This is a genomic window from Aquimarina sp. AWH4_224, from assembly GCF_056160245.1.
Genome location: NZ_JBSWWU010000018.1, coordinates 1 through 18567, shown reverse-complemented (window position 1 = coordinate 18567; position 18567 = coordinate 1). Strand labels below are relative to the sequence as shown.

9 protein-coding genes are annotated in these 18567 nt (G+C 36.7%); 6 read left to right on the top strand and 3 right to left on the bottom strand.

The window, feature by feature from the left end:
• The first annotated feature begins 302 nt into the window (after positions 1–302).
• Positions 303–8432 carry a T9SS type A sorting domain-containing protein gene (locus ACXAGJ_RS23150; RefSeq protein WP_474843385.1) on the top strand — a complete coding sequence of 2710 codons (8130 nt, stop codon included), beginning with the start codon at positions 303–305 and terminating at the stop codon, positions 8430–8432.
• A gap of 98 nt (positions 8433–8530) precedes the next feature.
• Positions 8531–9232, top strand: a complete 702-nt coding sequence (locus ACXAGJ_RS23145) for a hypothetical protein (RefSeq protein ID WP_474843383.1) — start codon at positions 8531–8533, stop codon at positions 9230–9232.
• Positions 9233–9277: 45 nt separating this feature from the next.
• On the opposite strand, the gene ACXAGJ_RS23140 is transcribed toward ACXAGJ_RS23145, so the two are convergent.
• Positions 9278–10519, bottom strand: a complete 1242-nt coding sequence (locus ACXAGJ_RS23140) for an ABC transporter permease (protein WP_474843381.1) — start codon at positions 10517–10519, stop codon at positions 9278–9280.
• 8 nt (positions 10520–10527) lie between these two features.
• On the opposite strand from ACXAGJ_RS23140, the gene ACXAGJ_RS23135 reads away from it, so the two are divergent.
• From ACXAGJ_RS23135 to ACXAGJ_RS23120, 4 genes are all read left to right on the top strand, one after another.
• Positions 10528–11829, top strand: a complete 1302-nt coding sequence (locus tag ACXAGJ_RS23135; protein WP_474843379.1) for an exo-beta-N-acetylmuramidase NamZ family protein — start codon at positions 10528–10530, stop codon at positions 11827–11829.
• Between the two features lie 135 nt (positions 11830–11964).
• Positions 11965–14130 carry a tetratricopeptide repeat-containing sensor histidine kinase gene (locus tag ACXAGJ_RS23130; RefSeq protein ID WP_474843377.1) on the top strand — a complete coding sequence of 722 codons (2166 nt, stop codon included), beginning with the start codon at positions 11965–11967 and terminating at the stop codon, positions 14128–14130.
• A 104-nt stretch (positions 14131–14234) separates the two neighbouring features.
• Positions 14235–16334: a tetratricopeptide repeat-containing sensor histidine kinase gene (locus tag ACXAGJ_RS23125; RefSeq protein ID WP_474843375.1), complete on the top strand. Its 2100-nt coding sequence runs from the start codon at positions 14235–14237 to the stop codon at positions 16332–16334.
• Positions 16324–16968, top strand: coding sequence for a response regulator (locus ACXAGJ_RS23120; RefSeq protein WP_474843373.1), 645 nt, complete (start codon positions 16324–16326; stop codon positions 16966–16968). Before ACXAGJ_RS23125 ends, ACXAGJ_RS23120 begins: the two co-directional genes overlap by 11 nt.
• Before the next feature lie 18 nt (positions 16969–16986).
• On the opposite strand, the gene ACXAGJ_RS23115 is transcribed toward ACXAGJ_RS23120, so the two are convergent.
• A complete protein-coding gene (locus tag ACXAGJ_RS23115; RefSeq protein WP_474843371.1) occupies positions 16987–17922 on the bottom strand; it encodes a PorP/SprF family type IX secretion system membrane protein in 936 nt (311 codons plus the stop codon).
• A 3-nt stretch (positions 17923–17925) separates the two neighbouring features.
• The coding region (locus ACXAGJ_RS23110) for a gliding motility-associated C-terminal domain-containing protein (RefSeq protein ID WP_474843369.1) at positions 17926–18567 on the bottom strand (642 nt) is incomplete at its 5' end.

Here is an 18567-nt window from a genome sequence, read left to right as displayed (position 1 = left end):
GGGTATCCTCAAACTTAACTGTATACCTATTAGACAGCCGTATTAAAATGTACTGATCAAGCAAAATATGAACTAAGACCCCTAATCTTATGAAAAAAAACTACTATTCCTACGATCAACCTACCATATGGTTCAATCTTCTAAAAGTATGTTGGTTTTTTCTACCAACAAAAATGAGCAATAGTATTCATACTGGCTCTTAGTTCATCCATATCAAATAGTATCAAAATCCAATTCAAGTATGCTCCATACCTGAGTTTGTTATGTAACAATATTTTCAACTTTTAATAAACCTTTTCATTATGAAATTTCTTTTGCCCGATATTTATCAAGAAATTAACAAAAGATCAAGGATACTTCTTTTAACAGTTTTGTGTTCTCTGATAACTACTTTTTCTTATGCACAATTTGATTTTGCTACAGAAACAGAACCTAACAATATTACAACCGACAGCGGAATTCAAACACTTACAGTTGCCAATGTAAATACAACTACTATTATTGGTGGAGGTACTGTAGTAGGATCCGATGAAGACTATTGGAGAATCGGAAGATCTCCATTTTCAAATGGCTTTGTAGGAATGGCAGTGCAATCCAATAGTGGATCAATGCAACCAGAGGTATGGTTAGAAACAAGAACTGGCAGCTATGATGGACCTCTAGTATCCAACACCCTTATTCATCCTGGTACAGATCAATCTAACCGGGCAATGAATTTGAGTTATGGAGCATCAAATCAATACTATTTAATAAGAGTTGGTGGAGGTAGATCTGGAGGTTATAGTTATAGGGTAAGATTTCCAAGATGTGATGTACCTGGTTTAGCTTCCATATTATCCACAGATCCAACTGAAACTGATTTTACCATAACTGGTATCGGAGGTAGTTCAAATATATCTTTGATTAAAGTAAACACCATAAATAGTTTTACAGACCCAACCAGTGGAACCGATTATCCAACGGCCGATGGTACTGCTTATTCAGGATCTGGTGAGCAAACAGTATATGTCGGAAATTCACTCACACCTAATGTAACTGTTACTGGACTTACTGCCAATACAACATATTATGTAAAAGTTTTTAATTATGCTGATTGTGGAGGAAATTTAAAACTAAATGCGGGAAATGTATTTACGGTGACTACTTGTGGTGCGACACCTACAACAGCTACTAGTTTAGAGCTATCAGCCAATAATGAAAGTTCAGCTTTTATAAGTTCAATTACTGGAACAACAGGACCTTCTACTCGATATGTGGTAAAAGCAAATACCACGAATAGTTTTACAGCGCCTACAACTGGAACTTTACTGCCAATAGCAAATTCGGTTTATGGTGGCGGAGAACAAGTTGTTTATGCTGGAGATGCTGCAACACCGAATGAATTAATCACAGGGTTAACGACAGATGTTGAACATTTCTTTAAAGTTTATACAGCTACTTTATGTGGTGGCACCTATTATTTTGAAGCTACAGGAGTTTCTTCTTCAATAACTCCCATATGTTCACCACCAAATAGTAATGCAGGTATTTATTTACTAGCAGAAAATACAACATCTCAAAACTCAATAAGAGTAGTTAATTTTACAGGGAATAACAATGCTGATGGTAAAATTATTTATGTCAGTGATACCAACAACTTTACATTGCCCACCACACTACCAGTGGCTTCTTTTCCAACTGCAAGTACCAATTATTCTGGCAAAACCGGTCAATCTGTAATTTACACTGGTGCAGCTACAGGTTTTGGTGTTACCACTACTGGATTATCTCCAAATACTACCTATTATTTTGCTGCGGTTAATTATAAATTATGTAATGGTGTATATTATTTTTTCCCTACAGGTGTTTATAGTCAAAATACCACTTGTGGTATAGCTTCAGAACTAGCCTCTAATGCAGTAGTAAGTAATGTAGATGCAACATCAATGAATATTGATTCTTTTACAGCTTCTGCAGCAACGGTTAATGCTCCTAAAAGATATGTGATTAAAATGAATACAGTAAACAGTTTCTCGCCAATAGCAGATGGAACACCTATACCCGCAGGAAATCCAGCATATGCAGGTGGAGAGCAAATTATATATTCAGGATTAACGACTCCTAATGTAACGATAACAGGACTTACGGAAGGAACACCATATTATTTTGCTATCTATGGACTTTCAGATTGCAGTAGTGGTTTTGTGTACCAACAAACGGGATATACGTTTTCACAATCTACATTAGGACTTAACTTGACTGCTCCAACCTTAGCTTATGGTAGTGGTGCAACAACTTTAAGTGCTATAACAAACAGTACAGGAGCTATTTCATATAGCTTAGTAAACGATACCACAGGTGCATCTCTAGTAGGAAGCGACATCACTCCAGGTAACATAGGAACTACTACCGTTAGAGTTACCGTAGCTGCAGATGGTATTTATCAAGGAATTTCCGAGGATTATAGTGTAAATATTGTAAAAGGAAATCCTGTTATCACCTGGAACACTCCTCCAAATATTAACGTCGGTGAGCCTTTAAATAGTGCGCACCTAAATGCATCGGCAAATGTACCCGGTGCTTTTGAGTATTATAGATTTTATAATTCATTTAACAATACATTCTCACAGCGCATAACTTCGGGAGTAACTTCTTTAACCACACCTGGTAACCAGCGTATATATGCCAGATTTGTTCCTGATGACACAAACTATAATATAGTACCTGCCAGCACCACAATAACGGTTAATAATGACTCTGATTTAGAAATTACTGCTGTTGATGCTATAAAAGCTTTAGGAAGTGCAGATCCAGCATTGACTTATTCATTAACTAGCGGTCAATTGAATTCAGGAGATAAAATTTGGGTTCCTTTGACAAGAGAACCTGGCGAAACAGAAGGTACATATATAATATCGATTGATCAAACAGCACAGGCACCTGCAAGTTTTGACCGTTTAGGTGTGTGCCCCCCCGGAGTTTGTATAGGAAGAGAAGGTCCATTTGGAGATGAAGGAGAGATCATTTCAACAACAGGAGACTATACCCTACAATTACAAACAGGAACCTTTACCATTACCAGTAAAGAGCAAGTAACCATTACTTTAGATCCATTCGATTTGTTTAATACTCCCTATAATGGCAATCCAAGAAACCCTATAGATGTTTCAAGTATAGTGGTAACAAATACCGGTAGTGCTGCTACACCGGCACCAGCACTGAACTATGTATATTCTGGTAATGATTTTCTAGGTAACCCATATGGTCCTTCAACAACGTCACCAACCAATGCTGGTTTTTATAGGGTGACTGCTTCTGTAGATGAAGCTGATCCAAACTTCTTTGGATCGGTAACAGCTAATTTTAACATTTCGCAATATGGTATTGCCATTAATCCTGATAATCCACAGATAAAAGCTTTTGACGGCACTCCTAAAACTTTTGATGTAAACGCAACTGGATTATCGGGTGAAAATATTCCTTTAAGAATTTTGTATGACATTGACCCCGGTTTTAGTACCGTGTATGATGAAGCACCGCCTACAGAAGCTAGATCCTATACTGTTTTTGTAAACTCATGGGAATCTCCTAACTACAACATTAATTACAATGGAATCCTGACGATAACTGATAAGACACTAGTAGCCATTAACCTAGCCGATCTTACACAACCTTTTGATGGTACTCCAAAACCGGTTACCATTAGTAGCATTGAAACCAGTCCGGGGGTAGCGGCTACCCCAACTCCAACCGTAAATATTAGTTATCGAGGAATCAATGGAACTTCTTACTCTCAAAGTTTGACTCCTCCAACATTTGCAGGAGAATATCAAGTTACCGCGCAGGTAGATGTGGCTGATCCTAATTTTGCAGGAGTTACTCATCAAATACTTACCATTCAGGACAAAACATTGGTAACATTTACCTTTGATCCTGCAGATCTTAATGTTACGTATAACGGAAACACCCAAGGAGTAGATATTGTTAGTATAAAAGATGTGAACGGAATTGATGTGACTCCAACATACACCGTTATGTATGACGGAGAAGATATTGATGGTAATACCTATGGACCATCTGCAACACCTCCAACAGATGCCGGAAATTATACCATAGTAGCAGAAGTAGATGCTGCTGACCCAACCTATAGAGGACGTAATGAAGAAGATTTTACAATCAACCAGATAGCGCTTACCCTCACTGCCGATGCAAAAAGTAAAACCTATGGTGATACAGATCCGGCATTGACGTATCAACTTACTTCAGGTGCACTTCTAGGTAGTGATGCCATATCAGGAGATTTATCACGTGTTGCAGGAGAAAATGTAGGTGCCTATGCAGTACAACAAGGTACTGTAACCGCTGGAGTAAACTACAACATCACTTTTGAATCTAATGACATAACCATTGGTCAAAGAGCAATTGAGGTTACTGCTGATGCTCAATCTAAAATTTATGGTGATGCAGACCCGGCATTAACTTATCAAATTACCTCTGGGGCATTACAATTTAGTGATGCTTTCACAGGAAGTTTAACCAGAGTAACCGGTGAAGATGCGGGAACTTATGCCATAGAAATAGGTACTTTAAGTCTAGGAAGTAATTATAATGTGACTTTCTTATCTGATAACCTCACCATCAATGAAAGAGCAATTGAGATCACGGCTGATGCAAAGTCCAAGACCTATGGCGATCCAGATCCAGCTTTAACCTATCAAATTACTTCGGGTTCACTACAGTTCAGTGATGTATTTGTAGGAAGTTTAACCAGAGTACTGGGTGAAGATGCAGGAACTTACGCAATCCAACAAGGAACAGTAAGTGCAGGTAGTAATTATACCCTAAGCTTTGTATCAAATGACTTATCAATTGGTCAAAGAGCAATCGAAATCACTGTTGATGCAATGTCTAAAACCTATGGAGATACAGACCCGACATTGACCTATCAGATTACATCTGGGGGATTACAATTTAGTGATTCTTTTACAGGAAATCTTTCAAGAGTAACAGGTGAAAACGTAGGAACTTATGCTATTCAGCAAGGAACTCTATCTGCCGGAAGCAATTATGCAATGACCTATGTTGGTAATGACCTTACCATTGGTCAAAGAACTATAGAAATTACTGCCGATGCATTGAACAAAACCTATGGAGATGCCGACCCGGCATTAACCTATCAGGTTACTAGTGGTTCATTAGTATTTAGTGATGCATTTACAGGAAGTTTAACTCGTGTTGCTGGAGAAAATGTTGGAAGCTATGCCATTAATCAAGGTACCGTAGCCCTGAATGCAAATTATAACCTAAGTTATGTTAGTAATGATCTTACTATAGGTCAAAGAGCAATCGAAGTTACCGCTGATGCTACATCTAAAACCTACGGTGATGTTGATCCTGCATTAACATACCAGATTACATCAGGGAATCTAGTAGGAAGTGATGCATTTATCGGAATCATGACTCGTGTTGCTGGAGAAAATGTAGGTACATATGCTATTAATCAAGGTACCTTAGGAATAAACGCAAATTATGCTGTCAGTTTTGTAAGTGATGACCTTACAATTACTGCAAGAGCAATTGAAGTTACTGCAGATGCACAAACCAAAACCTACGGTGATGTAGACCCTTCATTGACGTACCAGATTACCAGTGGATCATTGGCTGGTAGTGATGCATTTTCAGGAGCATTATCCCGAGCTACTGGTGAAGCTAGAGGAGATTATGCAATTACCCAAGGATCCTTAGCACTAAATGCAAATTACAATCTTGTTTTTGTTGATAACACATTTAGAATAGATACTCGTTTTATTAGAGTATTACCAGTCGGAACCGTACAAAAAACCTATGGGGATCCTGATCCGGTACTTGCTGTGCCTTTTATAATCAACGCAGGGTCATTGGCCTTTGATGATACTATAGAAGTGTTTGGTAATTTTAGAGAAGTAGGAGAAGATATAGGAAATTACCGTTTTCGATCAGGTTTGAGTGCTGACATTACCTCTACCAATGGTGGTGAATCTTCATATCAAGTTACGTTTATGTTTCCTAACTCTACCTTTCTGGAAATTCTACCACGCGCTATCGAAGTAACGGCTGATGCGCAATCTAAAGCATATGGAGATGCAGATCCAACGTTAAGTTATCAAATTACTAATGGTGCTTTACAATTTGGTGATGCGTTTACAGGTGCTTTATCTAGAGCTGCAGGCGAAAATGTAGGTACTTATGCGATTAACCAAGGAACCTTAAGTGCTGGTAGAAATTATATACTAACTTATGTGGACAATGATCTTACGATCGGTCAAAGAGCTATCGAGGTGACCGCAGATGCTTTGAATAAAGCATATGGTGATGCTGATCCTGCCCTAACCTATCAAATTACCAGTGGTTCCCTAGCGTTTAGTGATGCCTTTACCGGAAATTTAACACGTGTAGCGGGAGAAACTTTAGGAAATTATGCCATCAACCAGGGAACTTTGGCACTGACAGGTAATTATAACCTAACTTATATCAGTAATGATCTTACTATTGGACAAAGAGCTATAGAAATCACAGCTGATGCTAAAACAAAGATTTATGGTGATGCAGACCCAGCATTAACGTATCAAATTACGGCTGGTAGTTTAGTCGTTGGAGATGCATTTACTGGTAGTTTGACACGTGTAACCGGTGAAAATGCAGGTAATTATGCGATACAGCAAGGAAGTGTTGCTCTTAATGCAAATTATACCATCAGTTTTGTAAGTAATGATCTTAGCATTACTCCTATATCGTTAGAAATAACAGCGGATAGTAAAACTAAAACATATGGAGATGTTGATCCTGCATTAACGTATCAAATTACAAATGGGGCACTACAATTTGGTGATGCCTTATCTGGAAATCTTTCCAGAGTTACGGGAGAAGATGTAGGTAATTATGCGATACAACAAGGAACGGTAACTGCTGGTGGCAATTACAATATTTCTTTTGTGTCAAACGATCTGACTATCGGGCAAAGAGCTCTTGAAATTACTGCTGATCCGGCAGGCAAAATCTTTGGAACAACGGATCCAGTATTGACCTATCAACTTACAGCTGGAGTGCTGCAATTTGGAGATACATTCTCAGGAAGTCTTTCCAGAACTGTAGGTGAAGATGTAGGTGGCTACACCATCCAATTAGGAAGTGTAACAGCAGGTAATAATTATGCATTGAGTTTTGTAGACAATACATTTGCAATTACTCAGGTATCTCAGGCAATTACCTTTGGACCACTTAGCAACGTTACTTTTGGAGATCCAGACTTTAATCTGAATGCGGTAGCATCATCAGGTTTGGCAGTGACCTATACGAGTTCAAATCCATCGGTAGCCACTATCTCTGGAAATACGGTAACCATTGTGGGTGCTGGTACTACGACAATTACAGCTTCTCAAACTGGAAATGATAATTATACGGCAGCAGCTGACGTAATGCAACTACTAACGGTAGATAAAGCCAATCAAACCATTACATTTGATACGTTAGACACCGTGGTTGTTGATGGCCCAGATTTTAATTTGAATGCTACAGCTTCTTCGGGATTAGCGATAACGTATACTAGTTCTGATCCTTCGGTAGCCACAATAACAGGAAATACAGTAACGATCATCAGTATTGGTACCGCAACAATTACAGCTAGCCAGGCAGGTGATAGTAATTGGAATCCTGCCAACGATGTACAACAAGTACTAACTGTTGTCGAAGGTTGTCCACTTGCTGATCTGCCGATTGATAACTTCCAAATACAAACTTCGAGTGAAACTTGTGCGGACAAAAACAACGGAAATATATTGATCAATACCGTAGCCAACTTAGACTATGTGGCTACCGTAAATAACGAGACGTACAATTTCACTTCTCGTTTACTGATCACAGATTTAGCTCCAGGAAAGTACCCAGTATGTATCCGCATTAATGGTTTTGCCAATTGCGAACAATGTTTTGAAATGGAAATTGACGAAGCTCCAATCCTGGATGGAAAAACAACAGTAAGTAATGGAGCAAATAACAAACAAGTATTTGTAGAGATCGAAACGGGAACAGCTCCATTTACAGTGATGCTCAATGATCAATTTGTGGGTGAATATGATAGTAACAGCTTCTTGATCAATGCTCAAAATGGTGATAAAATTGAAGTGACTTCAAGCGTAGCTTGTGAAGGGAAACTATCTACTACAATCAATCCATTCGATCAAATGAGTGTATTCCCTAACCCTACCAAAGCAAATGTAACTATGGCGCTACCAAAATTTGAGTCTAGTTCGGTAACAGTAAGCATTCACAATACGTTGGGTACTATGGTTTCATCAAAAGTATATAACGTTGTGGGTAGCAGAGTACAATTACCGATGGAAAACCTTCCTGCCGGGATCTACTTTGTTACTGTAGAAGACGGGGTTTCACAAACATTCAAAATTATTAAAGAATAGTTTGTTCTAAAATCAGGTGGAGTCGAAACTCACATTACCAATAGTTTCGACTTCTTCTGATAATTACAACAATTTTAAAACCATTTAAAGACCATATAATGAAAAAACTATATATCACTTTATGTACATCAATCTTGCTATTTGCCTGTAGCGGAGATGATACTACCAGTATTCGTGTGGATAATCCATCAGATATCAATGCCATCCCATCGATTCCTGAAATGGTATTTCCTACCAACAATTTAACTTGTACTAATTTCAATCTTAATTTTGAGTGGGATCCATCCACATCAGATATTACCACTGCTTTTACATATACGATCGAACTTTCATCTCAGCCTACATTCGAGGAAATCTTGTTTTCAGCAAATACCACACAAACTTCGGTCACCTTTACCCTCGAAAAAGGGATTGTATATTTCTGGAGAGTAAAAGCAACGGATAACGATGGTAACGAAAGCCCTTATTATGAAGTACAATCGTTCTTTACCGAACCAGAACCTGGATTTAATTCCATTCCTTTTGTTCCCGAATTAGTCGCTCCTGCATTACGATCGACTGTAACAGGTACCACAACTACTTTACAATGGAATGCGTCAGATACCGATGGTGATCCATTGACCTATGATGTTTACCTGGGAGAAACCAACCCTCCTACGCTGTTAACAGCAGATTTAACAACTACATCCATCGATATCACTATATCGCCAAGCACAACATACTATTGGAGAGTGGTCGTAAAAGACAACAAACAAGGAGTCACCATAGGACAAGTCTGGAATTTTACTTCCAGCAACTAAGAAAAATCGAGTAAGGAGGACATTGTTCCTCCTTTTTTTATGTGGTTACTCAAATCGAATCGATTTGGTAGGTGATATTTTTGACACAATATAAGAGGGTATCAACAACATGATTAAACACAATATCATAGTACCCAAGTTCAACAACAAGATATATCCAATATTAATGTATACCGGTGCGGTACTTACATAGTACGTTTCAGGATTGAGGTGTACCACTCCATAGATATCTTGAATCCAAAGCAATCCGATTCCTATTAGATTTCCCCAAAAAAGCCCTATGGCAATAAGGTAGGCTGCGTTATATAGAAACACTTTCCTAATGGTCCAGTCGGTTGCTCCCAACGCTTTCAAAACACCAATCATAGGTGTTTTCTCTAGGATTAGCACTAATAAAGCCGTGATCATATTAATTCCTGCAACCAGAATAATAATGGCAATAATACCAATGATATTAAGATCAAAAAGTTTTAACCATTCAAAAATGGTAGCATACTTTAAGGTAATGGTTTGGCTATCTAAGGTAGAAGGAACATTTTCATAAATCTCCTGTCCTTTGGCATCAATTTTTTCAAAATCATCAATATACACCTCAAAATTCCCTACTTCATCTTCTTTCCACTTGTTCATGCGTTGTATATGTCGTATATCAGCAAACAAATAGGTCTCATCGAACTCCTGAAACCCTGAATTATAAATCCCCACGATTTCAAAAGCTCTGATATAAGGTCGAGAGGCAGAACTCCCATTTTTTTTCAGAAAATAGGTAATCGCTTTATCCCCTATCCCTAATTTCAAACGATTCGCAAAATGGGAAGATAAAAGGATTTCATTATTTAGAGTATTGGTAAAATCAGGAATTCGTCCTTCGATAATATATTCTTTAAAATGTTCCCAATTGTAATCCTTACCTATACCTTTTACCACAACACCATCAAAATCAGTTTCTGTACGAATCAATCCAATTTTGGTAGCTACTCCTTGCAAATGCTCAATTCCTGCCACTTCATCAAAGTCTGGGTAAAAATCTTGATTGGTGGATATTGGGATCAAAGTTTCTACACTACTGTTGTTATCAAAGCTATTAATTAAGATATGACCGTTAAAAGCGGCAACTTTTTCCCGTATTTTACGTTGTAAACCTATCCCCGTAGCTACAGTAATCAACATCATAATCATACCAATCGCAATGGCAGAAATCGCAATTTTTACAATAGGAGTCGAAATGCTACTTTTATGTTCCTTACCTTTGATAAGGCGTTTAGCGATAAAATACTCGAAATTCAAGCTTAATTATGGTTTTTATTAAAAATGCATCTTCCAAAAAGATAGATAGGTTCAAAAATACATTTTTATTCCTTTCTCTGATTTTTATTTCCTGTATAAGTGGAATAAAAAAGGGATCTGGCGCCTCATCTCCCTCTGATCCAGAGGTTGTATCTGATCAAATCGTGGTTAATGACTCTCTACAAAATGAAGCTCCAATACTAGTTGGAGCCAATCAGACCGAGGCTTATCTCCCTATACTTGAAAACAAAAAAGTAGGGATTGTAGGAAATCAAACCACGGTGATTTTTAGAGAAGGAATCACCAACAAGAACTATATTCATCTGATAGACACCTTATTATCAAGAAATATAAACATCAAGAAGGTATTTGCTCCAGAACATGGATTTAGAGGAAAAGCAGATGCAGGAGAATTAATAGCCGACGGAAAAGACATCAAAACGGGATTACCTATTATCTCGTTGCATGGTAAAAATAAAAAACCTTCAAAAGAATCCCTTTCGGGTATTGATATCATGGTTTTCGATATTCAGGATGTAGGAGTTCGGTTTTACACCTACATTTCTACCTTGCATTATGTAATGCAGGCCTGTGCAGAGAGCAATATTCCTTTATTGATTCTAGATCGACCAAATCCCAATGCCCACTATATCGATGGCCCAACGATGAAACCTGAACACACTAGTTTTTTAGGAATACATCCAATTCCCCTGGTTCATGGTATGACTATAGGAGAATATGCCAAAATGACGAATGGACAAGGTTGGTTAGGTAATGAGCTAAAATGCAATATTACCGTAATTCCTGTAGCAAATTATACTCATAACACTTCATATAGTTTGCCCATACGACCTTCGCCAAACTTACCCAATGATACAGCCATCAACCTATATCCCAGTCTTGGCTTCTTTGAAGGAACCACCATCAATGCGGGAAGAGGTACCGAAACTCAGTTTCAGATATACGGTTCTCCGGATCTTACTATAGACAAGTATGATTTTGCCTATACCCCCAAACCTAATTTTGGAGCTAAATATCCAAAACACCAGGGAGAAGTTTGCTATGGAAACGATTTAACCAAAACTAAACGCCTCAAAGCCATCAATCTATGGTGGTTGGTTAACGCTTATAAAAACTCAACCGACAAAGAAAAGTTCTTCAAAACCAAATCCTTTACTGCCCATGCCGGTACAGAAAAACTGCAACAACAAATCATGGAAGGAGTAAGCGTGACCGAAATCAAAAAGTCATGGAGTGATGACCTAAGAAAATATATGGAAATGAGAAAGCAGTATTTGCTTTATCCGTAGTTATCAAAAAACAAGATCTTCAATGCTTATCAAATTATTCTGTTAATGATGTCCATATTACAACCACTTTTTTCTCTATCAAATACTCCCTGTTTTCAGGGATAGAAGGATCTTCCAGAATTAATATCTTTGTTTATGACTAAATTCATCCTCAGATACGTTATTATTGGCATATTTGGATGCATTCATTGGGTTTCAGGACAAAGTGATGCTAATGGTCTTGGGAAAGTTCCTAAAGAAATCACCCTAGAAGAGCTTGAAGATCGATTAATCAATGAGGCATTCGAATGGTTTAATAATAAGGAGTATGACAGAGCCTACAGGAGAGCGCATGAACTTAGAAAATCTTTAAAAACTGAGAAAGCTACCAGTAATAGTCTTTTACTCTTGGCGTATCATTTCAGAAATCAAACTTTGATCGATTCTTCAAACTTTTATGTAAAAGAAGCTTTAAAGTATAATAGTATAGGTACGGATTCTACAAAGGCCAAATTCCGATCTACCGCATATAGCATCCTTGGAACCAATTATAAAAATCAAGGCCTGTTTGAAGAAAGCAGAAAATGGCATCTCAAAGGAATAGAAGAAGCCCAAAAATACAACGAAGTAGACATGTACTACACCAATACTCATGGACTGGCCTTAAACTACAGCGAGTCAGGAGAATTAAAAAAAGCTTTAGAGCTTTTTAAAGAGTGTATTACCTATGAAGATGACGAGGAAATCGTTTTTGGAAGTTATATCAATATCGGGATGATTTATTCGGATATCGAAGATTATGAAACGGCAGAAAAATACTTACAAAAGGGAAAGGAACTTAGTCAACAAAAAAACAACCAAAGTGCTTTGGCTGTTATACTACTCAACCAAGGTGTTAATGCACAAAACCAAGGCCACTACGATCGCGCCATCGATTTGTATGAAGAAACAGTAGAAGTGAGTAGCAAAATCGGTTTACGTCGTGTAGAGTTAATCGGGCGAATGAATATTGGGAACGTGTTTTCGGAAATGGGAAATAATAAAGACGCAGAGTTGATCTACAGTTTAGCGTTGTACCATGCCAGAGAATTAGGGTTGTTTGATCACCAATTGAACATTCTAGACAATCTCAAGGAAATTGCCATCGATCAGGGAAATTATAAAAATGCGCTCCACCATTTATCCCAGTATTTTGTGGTTAAAGACTCTATAGTAAAACTACAAAAGATTGAAGAAATTAATGAACTAGAGGTTCGTTACGAAACCTTAAAAAAGGAAAAAGAAATCAAAATACTTAAGATTCAAAATTCGAATAGAGATCTTAAAGTAAAAAACCAGCAAGAAGCGATCAAAAATCTAAAACTGGAGCAGGAAATCGAAAAAAAAGAGACCGAAAATCAGATTTTAGCTTTTGAAAATGCTTCAGAAAAAAGGGTGAATGAAATCAACTTATTAAAAAAGAGTCAAGAACTTCAGGAATTAAATCTTGCCCGCCAAAAAACAATCAAAAATATCATTTTGTATTCTTTCTTGATCATTCTTATTCCCATTATTGGACTCTTAGCTATTTATTATCAAAAGCTGCAAACCCAGAGTCAATTGAATATAAAAGAGAAAGAAGTGAATCAACAAAAGATTGATTCTTTACTTAAAGATCAGGAACTAGAAGTCATCAAAGCAAGTATCGAGGGACAGGATAAAGAAAGAAAAAGAATTGCTCAAGAGTTACATGATAGTATTGGAGGTAATCTTGCAGCCATCAAACTACAATTGAATAGCCCTCAGGTTAAGGACAAATCTTATATGAATGGAATAAATCATCAAATCGATGAGACCTACCAGCAAGTAAGAAGTCTTTCTCATAATTTGATCCCAAAAAAATTTAAGAAAAATAACTTCTGTGATGTTATTGAAGAATACCTAAATAAAATCAGTAATGCAAGTGGCATCCATTTGTCTATCGCCGTGTACCCAAGAAAAGAAATTGACCTCCTGAGTGAAAAACTTCATATAGAAATTTTTAAAATCATTCAGGAATTGATCACTAACACTATTAAACATGCCCAAGCATCCCAGGTAGAATTACACATTAATTTGGGAGAAAACAACGATTTGAATATTATTTTTGAAGACAATGGAATTGGGTTCAATACCGAAAAGCAAAAAAATGGATTAGGTTTTTCTAGTATAAAAAGTAGATTAAAAGATATATCTGGAATTTTACATATTGACTCCAGACCAAATAGAGGAACCGTTATTAACATTGAAATCCAAACACAATCCAGTCAAAAAAAGCAAGAACAAAAACTAATAAACCCCTGAAAACACTAACCAACCACATCCTATTTTCTAGAATTCCATTCAATTTTGCAATCGGAGTCGTTTTGCTTATTTCCTTAGTTTTTTCTACTGAAGTTAGCGCTCAAATGGATAACAAAGACAAGGCTTCCAACTATTATAATAAAAAAGAAGAAAGAACGATCATTAAAAAACTCCAGGTTCTAACAAATAGTACGATTAACGGAAAAAATAATGAAGATGTATATAAGAAAATTGGAAGTCATCTGAATTCGAAAAAAGCAAGGAGTACAAGGTTTAAAGCCGATTTACACCTCATACTAACTGCTTATTTTAATAAAAAATCTGAAATCGATTCCTCTATTTATCACGCCAAACGAGTATTAGCCTTAAAAGATTTTGAAAACGACACGCTAAGAAGTAACATCTACGGATTGGCGTATCACTGGCTAGGTAGTATCAATGGATCGATAGGCCTTAACAGCAAAGCAAAAAAATGGTACTTAAAAGGTATTGAAATATCTCAAAAATATGATGACAAGCGTATTTATTATGTCAATGCTTTTGGTCTTGCCAATAGAATTACGAACTCTTCCAATAAGCCGGAAGAATTAGATACTGCTTTGGATCTCTATAAAAAATGTAGCGAGTACAAAGAACATAAAGAAATGGTTTTTGGATGCCTTGTCAACATCGCCAATATCTATGGATATAGAGAAAACTACTTAGAATCCATTAATTACCTGGAAAAAGCACTAGAAATTTGTAGAAACAATAACACAAAAAGTTGTATTGGAACCATCTCGTTCAATCTGGCAGTCAACTACAAAAAGATAGACAAACTAAATCAGGCATTAACATTCGTAAGTGAGTCTATTGAAATCGCAGAAAATAATGGTTTTCAACGGATGGAAGTGATGGGTAAGCTCGAAAAAGGCCGTATACTGAGTCTGCTGGCCAAATATGATGAAGGTGAACAATTGATCTTTGAAGCTTTGGAAAAAGCAAAAGCATTGAATCTATTAGAGAATCAAAAAACAATCTACTACAGGTTACGAGAAATTGCAATCCTTCAAAATGATTATAAAAAAGCACTCAACTACAGCGATCAATATACCGAAATCTTGGATTCCATAAGAACATTGGACAAAGACAAGGAAGTGAATGAATTGGAAGTCAAACACAAAACACTACAAAAAGAAAGAGAAATAAAAATTCTGAAGATAGAAAACACCAATCGTGAGCTAAAGCTAAAAAATCAGGAAGAAGCGATTAAAAATTTAAAACTCGAAAAAGAAATAGAAAAAAAGGAAAGTGAGAATCAAATTCTTGCTTTTCAAAATGTTTCCGAAAAAAGAGTTAACGAGATTAGTTTATTAAAAAAAGATCAGGAACTACAGGAACTGAATCTTGCTCGTCAAAAAACAATCAAAAATATTATTTTGTATTCTTTTTTGATCATTCTTATCCCTATCATTGGTTTGTTGGCGATCTACTATCAGAAACTGCAAACCCAAAGCGAATTAAATGTGAAAGAAAAAGAAGTGAATCAACAAAAGATTACTTCTTTACTTAAGGATCAGGAATTAGAAGTAATCAAAGCAAGTGTAGAAGGGCAAGACAAAGAAAGAAAAAGAATTGCTCAAGAGCTACACGATAGTATCGGGGGCAATCTTGCTGCTATCAAGTTACAATTGAATAGTCCCGAAATTAAGAACAAGCGCTTAATCGGAGCTATCAATCATCAAATAGACGAAACCTACCAACAAGTAAGAAACCTATCTCATAACCTCATTCCTAAACGATTCGGAAAAAATAAGTTTTGCGATGTTCTGGAGGAATACCTAGATAAAATTGGATCATCCAGTAGTATTACTCCTCACATCTCTTTACATCCCAGAAAAGAAATTGATGACCTTAGTGAAGAATTACAAATTGAAATCTTTATGATTATTCAAGAACTTATTACTAACACCATTAAACATGCCGAAGCCAGCAGTATTGAATTGCATATTAACATGGCAAAAGAAGATACTGTAAACATTATTTTTGAGGATGATGGAGTTGGGTTTGATATTCAAAAGATTGCCGAGGGATTAGGATTTGTCAATATAAAAAGTAGATTAGAAAAAGTCTATGGATCTTTAATTATTGACTCTAGAAAAGGCAGGGGGACTATTATTAATATTGAAATTAACAATCTCAAACCAACCACTTATGAAATATAATTTGATTATTGTTGACGACCATAAAATGTTTTTAGATGGCTTATTAAGCATTCTTAATTCTGAAAATGATTACAATGTTTTGTTATCCAGTAAAGATGGTTCGCATATCGCTAAATACCTAGAAATTAATCCCGATGAGAAAATTGATCTCATCATCACTGATATATCCATGCCACAACTGGATGGGATTTCGTTAAACAAGATCATTAAAGAGAAAAATCATCATATTAAAACCTTGGTGGTGAGCATGCATAGCGATGTTGAAATGATTGATGACCTCATCGAAAATGATGTTGACGGATACGTTCCCAAAAATGCAGAAAAAGAAGAGCTTCTTAAAGCAATTCAAACTATTCTACAAGGAGAAAAATATTTTTCGAAAGAAATAAAAGATATTTACCTTCAAAACAAACTATCCAACAAGAAAAAAGAGAGCATAAAACTAACGCAACGGGAGGTGGAAGTAATCACGCTCATCGCACAGGAATTTACGACACAAGAAATTGCCGATCAATTATTCTTAAGCAAGCATACTGTAGAGAGTTACCGAAAAAACCTAATGAGCAAACTGAATGTAAGAAACGTTGCCGGGTTAACTAAATATGCGCTTAAAATGAAATACATTGAACATTAGAACCAACCGTTGGCCTCTTTAATTAGAGGCCAACCCTCTATTTTTGAAACCTGTTCCCAAACGATAGCTTAAAATAATACCATGCGTAGTTTGTACGGGAGCATCTCTTAGCATTTGATTGTAATTATAAATCAAACGCAAGTGATCCGAAAGATATAACCCAGCCAAAAGATTAATCGAAGAATTCGTACGATACCCTGCTCCTACCTCTATCTTGTTTTTATAGCTAACAATGGTATTAAAATCAAACTGAGCAGGAGCACCAGAAACGTATTTGGATAAAATACTAGGGTTGATCAATATTTCTTCAAACCGTGATGCAAAAAAACGATACCCTGCATACAAGTAGTAAGGGATCTCCAGGTTAATATTATCCTCTGTAGACCATGCATCCCCTAATAGATTTGGCGCAGAAAACCCTACATACATCTTATTTCTGTTATACAAAACCCCCACTCCCAAGGTAGGTAGGGTAGTATTGATATTGTTGGCAAAATTAGGATCATTTTGTATCCCTAACTCTAATAAGTTTTCATCATAGATCATCGCACCGGCGGTAATTCCAAAAGACAAAACATGAGGATTATAAGACCACCATCGTGCACGATTATAGTTATGATCAAAAATTAATTTATACGCATATGCGGCAAATACATTGGTAGCAGTAGTCACCCCTACCTGATCACTAAAAACCCCTGCACCAAATCCCATTTTTTCGGATCGCAAAGGCGAATTAAACAATACACCTATATTCCTTGGACTCCCTTCTATCGAATTTACATACCCCCTATTACTAAGTGTAAATTCTGAATTTTGGTGAAAACCAGCATGTGCAGGATTAATGATCACTGTATTGTAATTATAATTGGCAAACACTGGAGTTTGCTGAGCAAACAAAGTGTTCCAGACCATCAACAATACCACTAGGGTTATGAATATATAGTTCTTTTTCATGAATTAACGTTTTAAAACAAGGAAACCTTCTGTTTTCCTTAAGGAGTTTGGACCACTAGTTCTAATTTTAAAGAAATAGGTTCCCTCGGGGAGTTGATCTCCTCCAAGACTTCGTTTTCGATTAGCAATTCCTCTGAATACCCTTGAAGTGTTGTTATATCCTTCTATTTCGAAGACCAAATCTCCCCACCTATTAAAGATGGTCACACTATTATTTGGATAGTTCTCTATAGTATCGATCTCCCAAAACTCATTGATCCCGTCCCCATCTGGAGAAAATCCATATCTGGTGTTATCTATCGAATCATTATCTGTAATCACAATATCTTGTGCTGTAGTCGATCCAAGGGTGATACCAACCGATGGATTGCTAATCGTTAATGTTACCGTTTCTGTGCCTTCTACATCTGCATCATCTACAATCGTAAAAGTTACACTACCTTCTGTCATGCCATCTGTAATAGTAATAGTCGTATTACTCAAGGTAAAATCTGAAGCTGTAATCCCAACTCCCGTTGCTACAAGATCAATAGTTTGAGCGCCTACTACAGCTAACGAAGAAGTCGCCGTTACTGTGATCACTGTCCCCGCTGCTTCTGTACCTGAATTGGTAGAAACGGAAAGGTTGACTTCAGGAATAGGTGC

Excerpts from the sequence above, each read along its gene's own strand:
- ACXAGJ_RS23150 (WP_474843385.1), top strand. The coding sequence starts at position 303 with ATGAAATTTCTTTTGCCCGATATTTATCAAGAAATTAACAAAAGATCA.
- ACXAGJ_RS23145 (WP_474843383.1), top strand. The coding sequence starts at position 8,531 with ATGAAAAAACTATATATCACTTTATGTACATCAATCTTGCTATTTGCC.
- ACXAGJ_RS23135 (WP_474843379.1), top strand. The coding sequence starts at position 10,528 with ATGGTTTTTATTAAAAATGCATCTTCCAAAAAGATAGATAGGTTCAAA.
- ACXAGJ_RS23130 (WP_474843377.1), top strand. The coding sequence starts at position 11,965 with ATGACTAAATTCATCCTCAGATACGTTATTATTGGCATATTTGGATGC.
- ACXAGJ_RS23125 (WP_474843375.1), top strand. The coding sequence starts at position 14,235 with ATGGATAACAAAGACAAGGCTTCCAACTATTATAATAAAAAAGAAGAA.
- ACXAGJ_RS23120 (WP_474843373.1), top strand. The coding sequence starts at position 16,324 with ATGAAATATAATTTGATTATTGTTGACGACCATAAAATGTTTTTAGAT.
- ACXAGJ_RS23115 (WP_474843371.1), bottom strand. The coding sequence starts at position 17,922 with ATGAAAAAGAACTATATATTCATAACCCTAGTGGTATTGTTGATGGTC.